This is a genomic window from Aeromonas sp. PrichA-15 (assembly GCF_017939245.1).
Classification (GTDB): Bacteria; Pseudomonadota; Gammaproteobacteria; order Enterobacterales; family Aeromonadaceae; genus Aeromonas; species Aeromonas caviae.
Genome location: NZ_JAGKRH010000062.1, coordinates 16,127 through 32,952 on the forward strand (window position 1 = coordinate 16,127; position 16,826 = coordinate 32,952).

A 16,826-nucleotide genomic window follows, 5' to 3' on the forward strand; every position below is an offset into this window, starting at 1 on the left:
TCAAGGGCGATCGGATGCCGATTTTCCATCGCTTAAACGGATGGGTCTGGCGACATTCTATCTGTTAAATAGATGGGAAATGCCCCCGGATCAGGGCAGTTTGACCAGCATCTTGCCGGTATTGCGGCCCTGGAACAGTCCGATAAAGGCTTGCGGCATGCTGGCCAGCCCCTCGCTGACGGTCTCCTCGGCCTGGAGGGTGCCCGCTTCGAAGGCCGGCATGGCCTCGGCCAGGAACTCCCCGTAGTGTTGCCAGTGATCGGAGACCAGCAGCCCCTGCATCAGGATGCGCTTGCGGATCACCTGGGAGAGGTTGCGCGGGCCGCTGGCCTGGCCGTTGCTGTTGTACTGCTCGATGAGGCCGCACAGCACGATGCGCCCGTGCACCACCAGGTGGTTGAGGGCGGCATCCAGCATGGCGCCCCCCACGTTCTCGAAGTAGACGTGGATGCCTTCGGGGGCGAGGCGGGCCAGCTCGGCGTCGAGATCCGGGGTCTCCCGGTAGTTGATCACCGCATCGGCACCCAGGGTCTTGAGGTAGGCGACCTTGTCGGTCGAGCCGGTGGAGCCGATGACCCTGGCCCCCGCCTGCTTGGCGAGCTGGACCGCCATGGTGCCGACCGCCCCGGAGGCCGCCGAGACCAGCAGGGTTTCACCGGCCTTCAGGTGTGCCACCTTGTGCAGGCCCGCCCAGGCGGTCATGCCCGGCATGCCGAGGGCGCCGAGGAAGCGCTGGGGCGGCAGGGTGGTGTCGGGCAGACGGGTGAGCTGGGCGGCGTTTGCCACGAAGGCATCCCGCCAGCCCAGCATGCTGCTCACCTTGTCCCCCACCTTGAAATCGGGGTGGCGCGATGCCTGTACCGTGCCGATGGCGCCGCCGTCGAGGGGACCGTTGAGGGGGAAGGGGGGAACGTAGCTTTTTGCCTCGCTCATGCGGCCGCGCATGTAGGGGTCCACCGACAGCCACTGGTTGGCGACCTGCACCTCTCCCTCCTGCAGGGCGGGCAGGGGCACGTCCCGGAGGGCGAAGTCCTCCAGGGTGGGGAGACCGGTGGGGCGACGCAGCAGTTGGATTTGATGGCTGATGGCATTCATGGGCATTCTCCGGCAGTGGGGCCGCGCGTCGGGCGGCGGCCTGGTATTTTTGTTTGTGTGCAAACTAAAATCAGGGTAGTCCTGAACGCGGGGGCTGGCAACTGTTTTGTGTGCAAACTATTCAGCCCCGAAGTTGATGGGGTATACTGCCCCCCTTGTCGTCAGCGAGGTCCTCCATGAGCGAATTGAAAAAGCAGGTCTGTTTTGCCCTCTACAGCGCCTCCAATGCGGTGATGCGTGCCTATCGGCCGCTGCTGGACAAGCTGGATCTCACCTATACCCAGTACCTGGTGATGCTCTCGCTCTGGGCCCGGGACGAGGTCAGCCTCAAGGAGATAGGGCAGGAGACCGGACTGGATGCGGGCACCCTGACCCCCATCGTCAAGCGGCTGGAGAGCAAGGGGTGGCTGACCCGCACCGTCTCCCACGAGGATGAGCGGCAAAAGTGCATCAGTCTGACCGAGGCGGGACGCCAGTTGCAGCAGGAGGTCAGGGAGTGCTGTCTGGCGGACAGCTTGCGCAACCAGGTGGATCTGGCCGATGCTGAGTTGGCCCAGCTCAAGCAGCTTTGCGATCGCGTGGCGGCGCAGCTGGGGCGCTGATCCCTTTTCCCGTCAGGAGTGACCCGATGAAACCCATGCAATCCCTGCTTCCTCTGTTTGCCATCCTGCTGTGCGCCTGCGCCGATACCTCCTATCCCCGTTCCGAGTTGCAGATCGACGATGCCGATGCCTGGCAGGCCATCTGCAAGGACGGGGTCCGGGTGAGGGCGGTCACCGACGAGGGGATCTGTGCGGATCACCGCGGGGTGGCCATGTGGACAAATAAACCAAGGGCTGCACGGATGGCAGAAGAAGCGGCCAAGTAGTGTGACCTGTACGACATAAAATGACATGACCGGCCATGGAGCCGGTTTTTTTCGCGATCTTGCCAGCACTTTGGCACCTTGTTCATGGTGCACTCATTTTTCTCTTCCCATACTGGCCCTCAAGGTAGCAAACCAACAGGAGAGAGAGATGCAATCATCCATCGTCGGGCTCTCCATTCTGTGGGGGCTGGCCAGCTTTGGTGTACAGGGGGATTTCATCGAGAGCCGTGATACCGCCTCCCCCTCCTGGCAGGCCGAGTCCAGAGTAGAGATGGAAGGGTACTTGATGGAGTCGTTGGGCGCCGATCGCTGGGTGTTCGACAACGGCAGCGAGAGCCTGGAAATCTCTCTGCCCAAAGGGCAGTGGGTGTCGACCGGTGAGCGGCTGCGGCTGCGCGGCGAACCCCTGCAGGAGCAGAGCGGCTGGTTGCTGCAGGTGCAGGACGTCAGCCAGGTCGAGGCATGACGAGGCGTTCGCCACCTGGCGGCGCGATGGCGCCCGCGGGCTGTGTTGACCGCGAATGCCCTTGATAGCAGAGACAAGAAGAGGAGGCCCGGGCCTCCTCTTGCTTTTGGTGCTCCCCGGATGAGGGGTGGGTTGTCAGCCCAGGTGGTTGAGGGGCAGGGCGGTCTTGTGCTTGATGCGGCGCAGCACGAAGCTTGAACGCACCCCGGTCACGCCGGAGATGTGGGTCAGCTTGTCCAGCAGGAAGTGCTGGTAGTGCTCCATGTCCCGCACCACCACCTTGAGCTGGTAATCCGCATCGTTGCCGGTGATGAGGTCGCACTCCAGCACTTCGGGCAGATCCTTGACGGCGCGATCGAAGTTCTCGAACCGCTCCGGAGTGTGCCTGTCCATGGAGATGTGAATGTAGGCGGTGAGGGTCAGCCCCAGCTGGCGGGCATTGAGCAGGGTGACATGGGTATCGATGAGACCGGCATCCTCCAGCGCCTTGACCCGGCGCGAGCAGGGGGAGGGGGAGAGCCCGACCAGCTCGGCCAGCTCCAGGTTGCTGATGCGGCCATTTTCCTGCATCAGCTCCAGAATATGCCTGTCTATACGATCAAGTTTCAGCATTCTCCGTACCTCTTCGCAATTACTAATCCACTTTTCCTAGATTAAGGGTGAACTATTGCAAAAACAACTGAAAATACCTGCTACTTCACAACCACTCACCGCATCGCGGGGAGTACCATGGTTACATCTTCCGGTGGCAAGACAGGCGCCCGACCAGGCACCTGTGGTGAAGGACCTTACCGGGTCAAGAGCCCCATCAGCCGTTCGACCTTATCGGGAAACAACGGGCTGGAACGAGAGCACCCCCTCCCCGAAGGCAACAAAGCAGGCATCCCGGCGCCTGCTTTGTTGTTTTTGCGTTCCGCCCGCTCAGGGGCAGGGCGGCCGGATGCGATAGAGGCAGCGGCTGTCCCCCTCCAGCAGATACTGCTCCCGCTCCACCTCGGCCGGCGCCAGCAACCGGCGAAACAGCGCCAGCTCGCTGCGGCAAAAGCCCCGACAGGCCCTGGCTGCACTGCAGATGGGGCAGTGACTCTCCCACCACAGCCAGCTGCCGTCCTCCTCCTGCGACATGTCCGCCATATACCCCTCCTGGGTGCGCAGCGCCTTGAGCGTCATCAGCCTGTCTGCCAGCGCCGGTTGGGTCAGCCTGGATTCATAGCGTGCCTGCATCTGCAGCTCCCGCCGCGTGATGAGCTGCTCCATGCCCGCGTCGCCAAACACCTGCCGGATATCGTCGATCAGCTGCAGGGTCAGATCGCCATGGGTGTCGGGGAAGCGCTGCCAGGCCTGGTCGGTGAGGTGCCACAGGCGCACCGGGCGACCGCGGCCGCGGGCCTCGTCGCTAAACCCCACCCAGCCCTCGGACTCCAGGGCCATCAGGTGCTGGCGCGCCCCCATGGACGTCATCTGCAACTGGTCGCCGAGTTCGGCGGCGCTCTGGGGGCCGCGGGTTTTCAGCAGATAGAGGATCTTGTCGGTACTGGCGTTCATGGGGGCTCCGGTGGTGGGTATCGGTGCGGTGACCGCCTGGATGAGGTCATTATGGGTAGCAGGGCGATTTAAATCAACAATCTGCTTTACTTAATGGACGACCCCTCACAATATAAATAAACCTATAACTTTATTTAATGAGGCGAAGATGGAAGGGATCAAGGGACAGGCGACCCTCTGGGTATTGGTGATGACGGTGACGCTGGCGGTGGCGGGATTCAGCCTGCCTTCCCCCGTCCTGGCGCCGCTGCTGCTGGATCCGGCCCAGGGCATGCTGACGCCACAGGCGTCGGACTGGAGCCGCAAGGTGTGGCTTGGCGTCATCATGGGGCTCTATCCGTTGTTTCAACTGCTGGGGGCCCCCTTGCTTGGCCGTCTCTCCGATCGCCATGGGCGCAAGCCGGTGCTGACCCTCTGTCTGGTGGGGGTGCTGGCGGGGTATGTGCTGATGGCCCTTGGCATCGCCTGGCGTTCCCTGCCGCTCTTGCTGCTGAGCCGGGTGGTGGAGGGCTTCTTCAACGGCGACATCGCCATCGTGCAGGCGATGGCGGCGGACATGAGCACGGCCAGGACCAAGGCCCGCAACTTCGCCCGCATCAACATCGGCATGAACCTGGGCTGGGTGGTGGGCCCCATGATCGGAGGCTATGCGGCCGTGGTCTCGGGGGATTACAGCCTGGCGGCCTGGCTGGCGGTGGGGATGACGGTGATCAACCTGCTGCTGGTGCTCTGGCTGCTGCCCAATCGTCCCCCGGTGCCGGCGACCCGGGATGAGGCTCCCCTCTCGACCCGCCAATTGCTGCTGCAACCTCGTCTCCTGCCCTACTTTGCCTTGACCCTGGCAAGCTACGGGGCGGTGCAGCTCTACTTCACCTACTTCAATGTCTGGCTGGTGGAGCGGCTGGCATGGGATCCGGTGCAACTGGCCCAGGCCGCCGTGCTGGTGAGCGTGCCCATGATGCTGGGCTCCTGGATCGGTGAGCAGCTGGCACGGCACTGGCGCGGCAGCTCCCTTGGCATCGTCGGCCACCTGGTGATGGCGGCGGGCATGCTGATGTTCATCCTGCCGACCCAGTGGTGGGGGCTCGCGCTCACCTTCATCCCGGCCGGCATCGGCATGAGTCTGGGGGAGCTGGCCACCTCGGTGGCGGTCTCCAACCGCAGCCATGCCAGCCAGCAGGGGCAGGCGATGGGGCTCTACCGCGGTCTGGCGGTGGGCAGCGAGATCCTGGCGGTGGTGCTGGGCAGCCTGGTGCTGCTGGCGGGGACCGAGTGGCCCTTCTACCTGGCCGGCCTCTGCGGCGTGATCTGTGCCCTCGGTTTCTACGGATTGCGCAGACGGGCGGACAGGCGAAACGCCGTGGCCGGGTGCGCCGAGGCGGGCTGACGAAGGGCGCGGGGATCACAGTTCGGCGACGGGATGGCGGGCCGGACTTGCATCGCGGCGCCGAGTCTGGGACGGTATGGCTCTTTGCTCCGCTTTTCCCGACCCCCCGGCGAGCGCGTCTCCCATCATGGGCCTTGCGATGCCCAGTCCGTATTCCCGGCGGTGAGATGTGTCGTCATGGCACTGGAAACGGGAGGGGATGGCGCCGCACCCGTCTCGACATTCTTGGAGGTGATATGAGTCGTTATCAGGCCATTGCATTGGACATGGACGGTACCCTGCTGAACCGGGATCACAAGATCTCGTCCGCTACCCGGGCTGCCCTGGCCCAGGCCCGGGCCCACGACATCAAGGTGCTGCTGGTGACGGGTCGCCACTTCATGACGGCCCGTCCCTTCCACCACGAGCTGGCCCTCGACACCCCCATCATCTGCAGCAACGGCGCCTACCTCTATGATCCGGTGCAGGAGAGGATCCTCGCCGGGGATCCCCTGGCCGTGGCGCCTCTCACCACCCTGCTGGAGGAGGTGCAGGCCCAGCAGATGGGGGCGCTGTTCCACCTGGGGGACGGCATCGGCTACCTGGGCTGCGAGGAGCACGTGGGCCGGATGCGGCGCTGGTCGGCAACCCAGCCGGATCACCTCAAGGTCTCCCTGCTGCCCGCCGAGGATATCGAGTCCTGGTTGCAGTCCCCCATCTGGAAGCTGGAGTTGTTCAACCAGGACCCCGGCCGGTTGCACCGTTTCGTCGGGGAGGTGGTGGAGAGACTGCCCTTCACCCGTGACTGGGCGGCCCCCTATGCGGTGGAGCTGGTGCAGCCCGGTTGCAGCAAGGGCAACCGGCTGGCCCAATGGGCGGCGAGCGAGGGGATCGCCATGGAGAACCTGGTGGCCTTTGGCGACAACAACAACGACATCAGCATGTTCGAGCAGGTGGGGCTGGCGGTGGCCATAGGCAATGCGGCGCCCCAGATCCAGGCCCATGCAGACCGGGTCACCGCGGATCACAACGAGGATGGCATCGCCCTGGCGTTGCAGCGCTGGGTCCTGCCCGCCTGAGGGGAAAAACAGTCTGCGGCATAAACAGAAAGGGGCCATGTCGGCCCCTTTTTGTCAGCTCCCGAAGGAGAACTGGATCACCCGATCCGGGAAGCGCAGCCGGTTGTAGTCCCGGTATACCCCTTCGTAGTGACGGATGGCGCGCTCGCGCTGGGCACGATAGTAGTCGCGCTGGCGGCTGTCGCTCTCGCCCCGGATCTGCTGATCCAACTGGTGGATGCTCCGCTCGGTGCGCTCCAGCTCCTGCTGCAATTCGCCGAGGCGCTGCTCCAGCAGGTACTCCTTGCGGCCGCGCTCGAACTGGGTGAGGAAGCTGGTGTCGTTGGGGCAGACCCCCAGGTATTCGCTCCCCTCCCGTCCCTTGCTGTAGGCAAGCTCGGGGATGCAATAGAGCTCCAGCCCCTTGGCGTAGCCGCGCTGCCACTCCGCCTCATCCACCTTGAGGCCGTACTCCCCGCAGGTCTTCTGATAGTCGCGGGTGGCGCTCCGGGTCTTGCCCTGCTCCCCGTCCTGATAGCCCTGGTTGTACCAGCTCATGGCACGGCACTCCTCCTCCGAGAGGGAACTGCACCCGGCGAGCAGGAAGGGAAGGGTCAACAACAGGATCTTGGGGGACATGAGGGGGCTCCGACAGCAAAGGGGGTGGGGCATTCTAGAAGAGGAGGCCCGTCCGGGACAAGCACCGGGCGAGGGGGCCGTATCATGATGTTTTTATCAGTATTTTCAAGCCGTTGTAGACGGGCTTCTGGCAGCCTTTTCTTGCCGGGGGAGGCAGGGTAAACTGCGCCTACTTTTAACTGGCATGTAACATAAAAACAATGAAAGTCCTGACCGTCGATTATCGCTCCCCCGATGCGGCCGAGCGCTTCACCGAATCCCTGCGCACCACCGGCTTCGGGGTGCTGACTCACCACCCCATCCCGAAGGAGCTGGTGCAGTCCATCTATGACAACTGGTATCGCTTCTTCATGAGCGAACAGAAGCAGGATTTCCTGTTCAATCGCGAGACCCAGGACGGCTACTTCCCGCCCTCGGTGTCCGAGGTGGCCAAGGGGCACAGCCAGAAGGACATCAAGGAGTACTTCCACATCTATCCCTGGGGCCAGATGCCGGCAGAGCTGAAAGAGCAGGCGATGGAGTACTACCGCCTCGCCAACGATCTGGCCGCCGAGCTGCTGGGCTGGGTGGAGCAACACACCCCGGGCGATATCGCCGCCCACTACAGCTGCCCGCTCTCCTCCATGATCGAAGAGAGCCACAAGACCCTGCTGCGGGTGCTTCACTACCCGCCCTTCGACGGCACCGAGGAGCCGGGTGCCATCCGCGCCGCCGCCCATGAAGACATCAACCTGCTGACCATTCTGCCCGCCTCCAACGAGCCGGGCCTGCAGGTGAAAGGTTCAGACGGGGAGTGGATGGACGTGCCCTGCGATTTCGGCACCCTCATCATCAACATCGGCGACATGCTGCAGGAGGCCTCCCGCGGCTACTACCCCTCTACCACCCACAGGGTCATCAACCCGACCGGGGGCAGTGCCGCCAAGTCCCGCATCTCCTTGCCGCTCTTCCTGCACCCCCGTCCGGATGTGGTGCTCTCGGAGCGTCACACCGCCCACAGCTATCTGATGGAGCGGTTGCGGGAGCTGGGGGTCATCTAATCCCGCCAGACCCGAGCAGACAACAAACCGGAGCATACCCGCTCCGGTTTTTATTTTGTGGCACGATTGGTGGATTATCCGAACTTTATTGGTTAATGATGCTAAAAACTGAGTTTTATATCGGATATACGCCGAGTGATTGCGCGCCCGCGGGCGTACTCTGAGCGCCATTTCGTGCCTCGCTGGCAGGCCCTTCCCGTGGAGTTCTTATGAAGCAGTCTCAATGGTCATCCCGGCTCGGTTACATCCTGGCCGCCGCAGGTTCCGCGGTCGGTCTCGGCGCCATCTGGAAGTTCCCTTATGTCACCGCCGCCAACGGTGGCGGCGCCTTCCTGCTGGTCTTTCTGTTGTTCAGCTTCACCCTGGGGGTGGCGGTGCTGATGGGGGAGACCTTGATCGGCAGCCTGACCCGGCGCGGGGTGGTGGGCGCCTTTGGTGAACTGATGGGCAGGCGCTGGCGCTGGGTCGGTGCCATGGGCTTGCTGTGCAGCCTGCTCATCTTCTGTTTCTACAGCGTGGTGGGCGGCTGGACCCTGGGGTACACGGGCATGGCCCTGGCGGGGGAGCTGCAACAGGGGGACGGCGCGGCACTGACAGCCCGTTTCAACGACTACGTCGGTGATCCGCTCTGGTCGGTGCTGACCCACCTGCTGTTTGCCGGCTTGACCTGGTGGTTCGTGCGGGGCGGCGTGCAACAAGGGGTGGAGCGCACCCTGCGCTGGATGATGCCGGCCCTGTTCATCATGATCTTGCTGCTGGTGGCCTTCGGCCTCACCCTGCCGGGCGCCATGGGCGGGGTGCGCCACTTCCTGATGCCCGATTTCAGCAAGCTCGGCATGTCGGGTGTGCTGGACGCCATGGGGCTGGCCTTTTTCTCCCTCTCCATCGGCCTTGGCATCCACACCACCTATGGCGCCTACCTGCCTTCCAGCGAAGGGGTCGGTCGCTCCAGCCTCTGGGTAGTGCTGCTGGCGAGCGTCATCGCCGTGCTGGCGGGCCTGATGATCTTCCCGGTACTGGCGGCGACCGGTATTGACCCGGCCTCGGGCCCGGGCCTCACCTTCATGACCATGCCGGCGGTGTTCCAGCAACTGCCCTTCGGCCAGGGGCTGGCGGTGGTGTTCTTCTCCCTGTTGGTGGTGGCGGCGCTCTCCTCCTCCATCTCCCTGCTGGAGCATTTGCAGTGCTTCCTGTGCGAGAGCCTGGGCTGGTCCCGCCGCGCGGCGTGCAACCTGGTCATTGCCCTGGTGATGGCGGGTGGCATCCCGGTGAGCCTGTCGTTCGGTCCCTGGGCCACCCTGACCCTGTTTGGCAAGAACATCTTCGAGTTGCTGGACTTCATCACCTCCAACCTGATGATGCCCCTGTTCGGGCTGGCCCTGACGCTGCTGCTGGGCTGGCGGCTCGGTCGCCAGGCGCTGCCCGAAGGGCTGGCTCCCCACTGGCGAGCCCTGCTGATGGGCTGCTGGCGCTGGCTGGCTCCCCTGCTCATTGGCGGCATTCTGGTGCGCGGCCTGGTGTAGGGAGGGTTGGTCATCTCTGCCACTCCCCAACCGGGCTGGCTGGGGAGTGGGGTGGCAGGATTGACTCTTTATAAAAGTCCGCTATTTAAAAATAAACAGAGTAACGATCTGAAATTTCGATATTTTATTTTGGTTAAATCTGTTTTTGGTTCTGTTTTAGACTATTTCCTGTCAACTTCTCTTGCCATGGTTTAGGCTGTGGCTCCTTTTTACCGTGCAGGCGTCGCCCTCCCATGTCACCCCTTATCGCTCTCTGTGGCCGATTTAGCCCCTTCCTGGAGAGGTGACCTTGCAGGTGTCGTTTGTCTGACTGTTCATTGCAAAGGTCGCCCTCAGGCGCAATGCTGTTCAGATAAGCACTTTTTTGACTGATTATTCATAAATTGGATTTGAGTTGAGGGGGCAAGGCTGTGTCCAGTCGATCTTCCTCCAGCCTTTATCCAGCGGGGCTTGCAATAGAAAGAGGGAGGCATCATGCCTCCCTCGCTTTTTTGTCCTGATACTACGTGGACTGGAACTCAAATTCTCTTAAGTGAACAGCATTGCGCCCTCAGGCGGCCTTTTTTGTTGCGGCGCACACCGCGTCTAGCCATGGAGTATCGAACTGATGTTGTCTTGCCCGGAGGTTGTATGAGCCAGGTTCAGTGGTCTTCCCGTATTGGTCATGTGCTGGCGGCCGCCGGCTCGGCGATCGGCCTTGGCGCCATCTGGAAGTTTCCCTATGTGACAGCCACCAACGGGGGCGGTGCCTTCCTGCTGGTGTTCCTGCTCTTCAGCTTCACCCTGGGGGTCGCGGTGCTGGTGGGGGAGACCCTGCTCGGCAGCCGCAGCCAGCGCGGCGTGCTCGGCGCCTTCCACAAGCTGGTGGGGCCGAACTGGCGCTGGATGGGTTACATGGGGATCCTGTGTGGCTTCTTCATCTACAGCTTCTACAGCGTGGTGGGGGGCTGGACCGTCGGCTATGCGGTCCTGGCCGTGGGCGGCGAGCTCAACCTGAGTGAGGCGAGCACCCTCACCGCACTCTTTACCGGTTATGTGAGCGATCCCCTCTGGCCGGCCCTCACCCATCTCGTCTTCGCCGGGCTCACCTGGTGGTTCGTGCAGGGAGGGCTGCAACAGGGGGTGGAGCGGGCGCTGCGCTGGATGATGCCGGCCCTGTTCGTGATGATGCTGCTCCTGGTGGTGACCGGGCTCTCCATGCCGGGGGCCATGGCCGGGGTACGGCAGTTCCTGATGCCCGACTTCTCCCACCTGACGGGACAGGGGGTGCTCGACGCCCTGGGGCTGGCGTTCTTCTCCCTCTCCATTGGCCTCGGGGTACACACCACCTATGGCGCCTACCTGCCGAGCAGTGACGGGGCGCTGCGCTCCGGGGTCTGGGTGGTCACCCTGGCGAGCTGCATCTCGGTGCTGGCGGGGCTGATGATCTTCCCAGTGCTGGCCTCCACCGGCATCGATCCTGCCGCCGGCCCCGGCCTCACCTTCATGACCATGCCGGCGGTGTTCAACCACCTGCCGTTCGGTCAGGGGCTGGCGGTGATCTTCTTCCTGCTGCTGCTGGTGGCGGCGCTCTCCTCCTCCATCTCCATGCTGGAGCACCTGGTGCGCTTCACCACCGAGGAGTGGGGCTGGTCGCGCCGCAATGCCTGCCGAGTGCTGACCCTGCTCATCATGGCCTGCGGCATTCCGGCCAGTCTGTCGTTCGGGCCCTGGGCTGACTACACCCTGTTTGGCAAGACCCTGTTCGATCTGCTGGATTACCTCACCTCCAACCTGATGATGCCCCTGTTCGGTCTGGTGCTGACCCTGCTGCTTGGCTGGAAGCTGGGGGACAGTATTGTGCCTGCGGATCTCTCGCCGCTGATGCGTGGTGCGCTGCTCTGGTGCTGGCGGCTGGTCGCCCCTCTGCTGATCGCGGGGATCCTGGTGCGGGGCTTGTTGTAACGCACCTGCCAGGGCGGCATGCACCGCTCTGGATGGCTATAGGCCCTGATGGGGACCGGGGGGCGGCAGTTTGGGGGCCAGGTGGGATCTCACCTGTTGCAGGGTCTCCCGATAGGCGTTCCCATGGTGTTCCAGGAAGGCGGCACTGTGGTTGAGACGCTGCTCCAGCCTGTCCACCAGGCGGGCCACCGCCGGGGCCGCCATGCCGGCGGGCCAGCACTGGGTCAGCAATACCAGCAGTTGCCAGGCATCCCCCGCCTGGGCCGGGAATCGCTCCTGCAGGGTCAGAGCACTCTGCACGGCGAGCTGGAGCTGACCCGTGGTCATGGCCCGTTGCCGCTCCTCGCGCAGCTGGGTCAGCAGCTGCTCCCGCTGCGCCAGTTGCCGCGCCAGATCGTCGACCACCTGCAAAATGAGCCCCTGCAACAGCGGGGTCTGTGCCACCGGCCCCTGATATTGGCCGAGCTGGGCCAGATAACGCTGGGCATGGTGGGGAAGCCCGCAGAACTGGCTGACGGCCACCCCGAGCAACTGGTTGAGGTGATTGTCCCGCGTCGCCTCCGGCGGGTGCTTGGCCAGCAGCATCAAGGCGTCATCGAATCGATAATCCAGACCCAGCATCAGGGCGCGCAGCAGTCCCTCCTCGTGGGCCCGCAGGGTCACGGCCTGCTGGCCGAGCTCCTCCAGGGCCTGCTGCAGCCCATGAACTCTGGCCTCTCCCGGTGGATGCCAGAGCACCGCCAGGGTCGCATCCAGCAGGCAGCGTTCGACGGAGTGGCGAAACGTCTGTTTGGGGAAGTAGCGCAGGATGAAATCGGTGGCCTGCGCCAGCACCTGACCTTCATCCCTTCGCAGCAAGGCCAGCAAAATGGCCACCTGGCGCCACTGCGGCTGCCAGGGGCAGCGTTGGAGCAAGCCTGACAAGGTTTCCCAGGCCGGATCCCACTGCGCCTCGTGCAGTTGGCAGGCGAGAACCAGCGCCTGATGGATGACGGGGGGCAGTCGCTCCCGGTTGCGGGCCAGATCCTTGTGGGCACTCTCCACCCGGTTCAGCCCGAGCAGGGCCTGGTTCAGCCCCTGGCGTGGCCACCAGGCATCGTGCTCCGTGGTGCAGATGGCGTAGTGCTGGGCGGCCTGCACCCGTTCCCCGGCTTGCAGCAGCATGTAGCCCTTTACCCTGTCCATCTGCGCTTCAAGCCCCTTGTGGCTGGCGTACCGGTAAAGCAGATCCTCGCACTGGGCGCAGGCGCTGCGCCATTCCCTGAGCGCCATGGGGGTGGCCAGGGGGCGGGTCACCGTGGTCAGTGCCAGCAGCGCTTGCAGGCTGTACGCCAGCTGCTCCGTGGTGAAGGGCACGGCCAGACGCAGGGCGAAATAGAGGTCGGAGGGGGGGAACTGGCCGGTGTCCTCGTCCTGCTCCAGCAGCAGGAGCACGCAGCCGGGCGCGAGCAGGCCCAGGTGGTGTGCTTCATGCAGCAGCCTGACGCCCTCGTGGGCCTGGTGGTGATACTGGCGGCAAAGAATGGCATCGAAGGCGTGCTGGCGCAGCAGGGCGGGCAGGCTTGCAATCTCTTTGCAGTGGAACAGCTCGGTGGGGGGCTGCCCCAGATCACTCAGTCCCTGGGTGAGGGTCGAGCCCATCATGGCATCGTCTTCGATGAGGAGGATCTGCATCTTTGACGCTCCTTCGCCGGTCGGGGGTGGCGAGGTTGGATTCAAAGTTAGCCTCCACTCTCCCGCGAGAGTCAGAGGGGGTCAATACCCCACCTGGGTCAGAGATGGCTCAGTGCCGGCCTTCGGCGGGGCAAAGAAAGCGTCACTGAAGGCCGGGCCCCCTGGCCGAGAAGGGGCAGTCCCGCTGCGGGACACGCAGCTCCCCGGCTCCCGACTCTCCCTGCCAGGCGAGCTCGAGCTGGCCCAGGCGCCCGAGGCGGCGCAGCTCGAACTCGTAGCGCAGGCAGGGGTTGTCGGTGGGCAGCTGCGTCATCCCGGCGGGCAGCCGGTAGTCGTAGCGCAGCAGGGGCCATCTTGCAGCCGGCTTTGCACGGGCACCAGTCCCTCCGCCGTCGGTGCGGGGGCCTTGAGATAGCGGGGCAGCGCCACCGGGGCGTCGATGGCTTTTTGATAGTGAAGGCCGTTCATGGCTGCCAACTCCTCCTCCAGCCGCGTCAGCTCCCCCTCCAGCCCGCTCAGGGCGGCGCCAAGCTGTTGATGGGCCGGGGAGGCGCAGCCTCCCAGCAGCAGGGTCGCGATCAGCAGGGCGGGACGGACGGCAGACATGAAGGTTCCTCGGGTGCCAGGGTCAATGACTATAGCAGGGGATTGGTGGGCGGCGTGCCCCTCAGCAGCCCGGCGAGGCGCTCCAGCCCTTCGGCGACGCGGGCGTCGGTGGCGGGCTGACTCAGGCTGAGGCGTACTCCCTGCGGGGCGGCAAACTGGCCGGCGGCGAAGTGTTCTCCGCTGGCGACCCCCACGTCAAGGGCGTTGGCGGCCTCCGCAAACTCCTGGCTGCGCCAGGGCTCGGGCAGCGGCAGCCAGGCGTGCATAGACCCCGGCTGCCAGCGCGCTCCCGGCAACAGGTGGCGCAGGAGCTCACCCCGGCGCGCCAGGATTTTTCGCTGGTGTTCGATGAGCGGCATGATCTGGCGCTGGCTCACCAGCTTGCAGGCCAGCTCGATGAGCAGCGGACTCACCATCCAGCTCGACAGCCGCATCGCCTGGGCGAAGCCGTTGCGAAGGGCGGGAGGGGACAACACGAAGCCGACCCGCAGGCCGCCGCAGGCGATCTTGGCGAGACTGCCGAGGTAGATGACCCGTTCCGGAGCCAGGTTGACCAGCGGCGGGAGCGCACTTTCGGGCAGCAGGCCGTTGACGTCATCCTCGACGATCAGCAGATCGTGGCGACGGGCGATGGCGACGATGGCGTCGCGCCGCGCCAGGCTCATGGTGGCCGTGGTGGGGTTTTGCAGGGTGGGGGTGAGGTAGAGCAGCTTGGCCCGGCGGGTACGGCACGCGGCATCCAGCGCCTCTGGCAGCAGTCCCTCCTCATCCATCGCCAGTCCCACCACCTGATTCTTGAGCTGGCGTGCATTGCCCAGCATGCCGGGGTAGCTCAGTCCCTCGCAAAACAGGGTCTCTCCCACGCAGCCGGTGGCAAGCAGGGCCAGCATGATGCCGTGCTGGGCCCCATGGCTGAACAGCAGGCGATCTTCGCTCGCCGTGATGCCCTGCTCGGCGAGCCAGTCGACGAACAGCTGGCGTTGTGCGGGGCGTCCCGCCTCCTTGTCATAACCGAGCAGGCCGTTGAGATCCCCCTGCGCCAGCTCGGTGAGCAGGGGCCTGATGATGGCGCCCCTGTCCAGCTGGACCGGGAGGTTCTGCCACAGCTCGATGCGCTGGCTGTCTTCATTGCGGATCACCCATTCGTTGGCGGGATCCGCCGCTCCCCTGACCCAGGTGCCGTGCCCGACCCGGGCCGCCAGCAGGCCCCGTCGCTCCGCCTCGGTGTAGGCGCGGGTGACGGTGCCCACGGTGACCCCCAGCTTGTCTGCCAGGGCCCTGTGGGTCGGCAGCCGGGTCTCGGGTGAGAGGATACCGGTGGCGATGGCCTGCTCGATGGCCTTGACCAGTTTGAGGTAGAGGGGCCCCTCGAAAGGGGTGAGGTCGGGCGTCCAGGTTGTCATGGTGACAATAAATCCATTGATCCAAGATTGTCCGCAATATAGCGTGATTATCAGCCTGTACACAACCAACAAGCACACATTGTATCGGTACAATGTGGCGAGAAAGGAGTCTCCCCATGACCATCGAATGGTATGCCACCCTGTTTGGCTTCGCCCTGCTCACCTGCGGCACGCCCGGGCCGAATAACCTGATGTTGACGGCGTCCGGTGCCAACTTCGGCGTGCGTCGCACCCTGCCCCATCTCATCGGGGTGGCGGTGGGCCAGCCTGTGCTGCAACTGGTGCTGGCGCTCGGCTTCTATCCGCTGTTCGAGCGCTGGCCCTTGCTCAAGCTGAGCCTGCAGGTGCTGGGCAGCCTTTACCTGCTGTGGCTGGCGTGGCGCATCGCGGTGGCAGGCGCCCCCGGAGATCCCGCCAGCCGTGCCCGCCCCTTGACCCTGCTTGAAGGGCTGGGCTTCCAGTTCCTCAATCCCAAGGCGTGGATGATGGGGATCTCGGCCATCAGTCTGTTCAGCCTGCCGGGGAGCGACTACTGGCCGAGCATGTGGGGCATCATGAGTGTCTTCCCCATGGCGGGGTTCCCGGTCTGCTTCGCCTGGGTGATGTTTGGCCATCAGCTCAGCCGCTGGATCAACTCGGACAAGGGGTGGCGTCGTCTCAACGGCAGCCTGGGTGCCTTGACCGCCCTGTGCGTGGTGATGCTCTGGTATTAACAGCGTCTTGATTATTCATGCAAAGAAAATGCATTGCTGACCTTGTCGTCAGGGCGTCGGCTCTGCATATTAGGAGGCTTGCCGTATCTGAACGAGGTTGAGATGGATCTGAACTGGTTGCTCCCCCTGGCGGGCTTTGCCCTTATCACCTGTGGCACGCCGGGCCCCAACAACATGCTGCTCACCAGTGCCGGGGCCGCCCAGGGGTTTCGCCGCTCCGTGCCTCTGCTGGTGGGGGTGGTGGGGGGCATCAACCTGATGATCCTGGCCACGGCCCTGGGGCTTGGGGTGGTGTTCGAGCGTCTGCCCCTGCTGCACGACGGCCTCAAGCTGGTGGGGTCGGCCTACCTGCTCTGGCTGGCCTGGAAGGTGGCCAACGCCAGTGGCCCGGCGGAGGGGAACCGGCCGCTCATCCCGGCCCATCAGGGGGCCATGCTACAACTGCTCAACCCCAAAGCCTGGATGATGGCGCTCTCCGCCATCAGCGGCTTCACCCTGGCGGGGGAGGCTTACTGGCCGTCCGCGGGCTGGGTGCTCGGCATTTTCTTCGTGACCGGCCTCTATACCGGTGCCTTCTGGGTGCTGTTCGGTGCCCAGGTGCGCCGCCTCATCCGCACCGCCACCGGCTGGCGTCGTTTCAATCTGGGCATGGGGCTCGCCACGGCGGCCTGCGTGCTGATGATCTGGGTTTAGGCCTCGGCCTGAGCCTTTACCGGCTGTCTTGTTGGCCCTTCGGGGCCTTTTTTATGGTTCTTCGCGGGATCTTGGGGAAGTGGAAGTTGACAGACAGGGTGCTGGTAAACTGGCTGTCTCCAAACACACCACCACCATCACCCTGCTGTCGCCGTGCATCATATTGATATTGCCTCCTTCTGGCCAGGTTATA

16 protein-coding genes and 1 pseudogene are annotated in these 16,826 nt (G+C 64.2%); 10 read left to right on the top strand and 7 right to left on the bottom strand.

Features of this window, described 5'->3' with window-relative positions; all coding sequences use genetic code 11:
* Positions 1–90: 90 nt before the first annotated feature.
* Positions 91–1,095 (bottom strand): NADP-dependent oxidoreductase, encoded by a 1,005-nt coding sequence (locus tag J9889_RS10620; protein WP_180911347.1) that lies wholly within the window; start codon positions 1,093–1,095, stop codon positions 91–93.
* A gap of 176 nt (positions 1,096–1,271) precedes the next feature.
* Between J9889_RS10620 and J9889_RS10625 the strand changes: the two genes are divergently transcribed.
* The 3 genes from J9889_RS10625 (at position 1,272) to J9889_RS10635 (ending at position 2,429) form a co-directional block, all read left to right on the top strand.
* On the top strand, positions 1,272–1,697 hold the full coding sequence (locus tag J9889_RS10625) for a MarR family transcriptional regulator (protein ID WP_029313694.1): 426 nt from the start codon (positions 1,272–1,274) through the stop codon (positions 1,695–1,697).
* A 35-nt stretch (positions 1,698–1,732) separates the two neighbouring features.
* On the top strand, positions 1,733–1,963 hold the full coding sequence (locus tag J9889_RS10630) for a hypothetical protein (RefSeq protein ID WP_029313696.1): 231 nt from the start codon (positions 1,733–1,735) through the stop codon (positions 1,961–1,963).
* A gap of 148 nt (positions 1,964–2,111) precedes the next feature.
* Positions 2,112–2,429, top strand: a complete 318-nt coding sequence (locus J9889_RS10635; RefSeq protein ID WP_041211026.1) for a hypothetical protein — start codon at positions 2,112–2,114, stop codon at positions 2,427–2,429.
* A 135-nt stretch (positions 2,430–2,564) separates the two neighbouring features.
* On the opposite strand, the gene J9889_RS10640 is transcribed toward J9889_RS10635, so the two are convergent.
* Both J9889_RS10640 and J9889_RS10645 read right to left on the bottom strand, forming a co-directional pair.
* A complete protein-coding gene (locus J9889_RS10640; RefSeq protein ID WP_010672894.1) occupies positions 2,565–3,041 on the bottom strand; it encodes an Lrp/AsnC family transcriptional regulator in 477 nt (158 codons plus the stop codon).
* Positions 3,042–3,350: 309 nt separating this feature from the next.
* The gene (locus J9889_RS10645; RefSeq protein ID WP_210556651.1) at positions 3,351–3,974 is read right to left on the bottom strand and encodes a metalloregulator ArsR/SmtB family transcription factor; all 624 of its coding nucleotides are present in this window, start codon (positions 3,972–3,974) and stop codon (positions 3,351–3,353) included.
* Positions 3,975–4,122: 148 nt separating this feature from the next.
* On the opposite strand from J9889_RS10645, the gene J9889_RS10650 reads away from it, so the two are divergent.
* Both J9889_RS10650 and J9889_RS10655 read left to right on the top strand, forming a co-directional pair.
* A complete protein-coding gene (locus tag J9889_RS10650; protein WP_042864400.1) occupies positions 4,123–5,361 on the top strand; it encodes an MFS transporter in 1,239 nt (412 codons plus the stop codon).
* Between the two features lie 236 nt (positions 5,362–5,597).
* Positions 5,598–6,419, top strand: a complete 822-nt coding sequence (locus tag J9889_RS10655; protein WP_210556652.1) for a Cof-type HAD-IIB family hydrolase — start codon at positions 5,598–5,600, stop codon at positions 6,417–6,419.
* A 54-nt stretch (positions 6,420–6,473) separates the two neighbouring features.
* Here the strand turns inward: J9889_RS10655 and J9889_RS10660 are convergent, their stop codons facing one another.
* Entirely contained in the window at positions 6,474–7,037 is a 564-nt protein-coding gene (locus tag J9889_RS10660) for a DUF2799 domain-containing protein (protein ID WP_010672898.1), read from the bottom strand.
* 200 nt (positions 7,038–7,237) lie between these two features.
* Between J9889_RS10660 and J9889_RS10665 the strand changes: the two genes are divergently transcribed.
* From J9889_RS10665 to J9889_RS10675, 3 genes are all read left to right on the top strand, one after another.
* Entirely contained in the window at positions 7,238–8,077 is an 840-nt protein-coding gene (locus J9889_RS10665; RefSeq protein WP_010672899.1) for a 2OG-Fe(II) oxygenase family protein, read from the top strand.
* Between the two features lie 209 nt (positions 8,078–8,286).
* Entirely contained in the window at positions 8,287–9,600 is a 1,314-nt protein-coding gene (locus J9889_RS10670; RefSeq protein WP_210556653.1) for a sodium-dependent transporter, read from the top strand.
* A gap of 630 nt (positions 9,601–10,230) precedes the next feature.
* A complete protein-coding gene (locus J9889_RS10675; protein ID WP_210556654.1) occupies positions 10,231–11,544 on the top strand; it encodes a sodium-dependent transporter in 1,314 nt (437 codons plus the stop codon).
* A gap of 36 nt (positions 11,545–11,580) precedes the next feature.
* Here J9889_RS10675 and J9889_RS10680 read toward each other — a convergent pair whose 3' ends face one another.
* The 3 genes and pseudogenes from J9889_RS10680 to J9889_RS10690 form a co-directional block, all read right to left on the bottom strand.
* Positions 11,581–13,218: a hypothetical protein gene (locus J9889_RS10680; protein ID WP_201890853.1), complete on the bottom strand. Its 1,638-nt coding sequence runs from the start codon at positions 13,216–13,218 to the stop codon at positions 11,581–11,583.
* A 142-nt stretch (positions 13,219–13,360) separates the two neighbouring features.
* Positions 13,361–13,824 (bottom strand): annotated as a pseudogene (locus J9889_RS10685) (hypothetical protein).
* Positions 13,825–13,853: 29 nt separating this feature from the next.
* Positions 13,854–15,227: a PLP-dependent aminotransferase family protein gene (locus tag J9889_RS10690; protein ID WP_210556655.1), complete on the bottom strand. Its 1,374-nt coding sequence runs from the start codon at positions 15,225–15,227 to the stop codon at positions 13,854–13,856.
* 116 nt (positions 15,228–15,343) lie between these two features.
* Between J9889_RS10690 and J9889_RS10695 the strand changes: the two genes are divergently transcribed.
* Together J9889_RS10695 and J9889_RS10700 are read left to right on the top strand one after the other, a co-directional pair.
* Positions 15,344–15,940 carry a LysE family translocator gene (locus J9889_RS10695; RefSeq protein WP_039039402.1) on the top strand — a complete coding sequence of 199 codons (597 nt, stop codon included), beginning with the start codon at positions 15,344–15,346 and terminating at the stop codon, positions 15,938–15,940.
* A gap of 102 nt (positions 15,941–16,042) precedes the next feature.
* A complete protein-coding gene (locus J9889_RS10700) occupies positions 16,043–16,633 on the top strand; it encodes a LysE family translocator (protein ID WP_010672906.1) in 591 nt (196 codons plus the stop codon).
* The last annotated feature ends 193 nt before the right edge of the window (positions 16,634–16,826 follow it).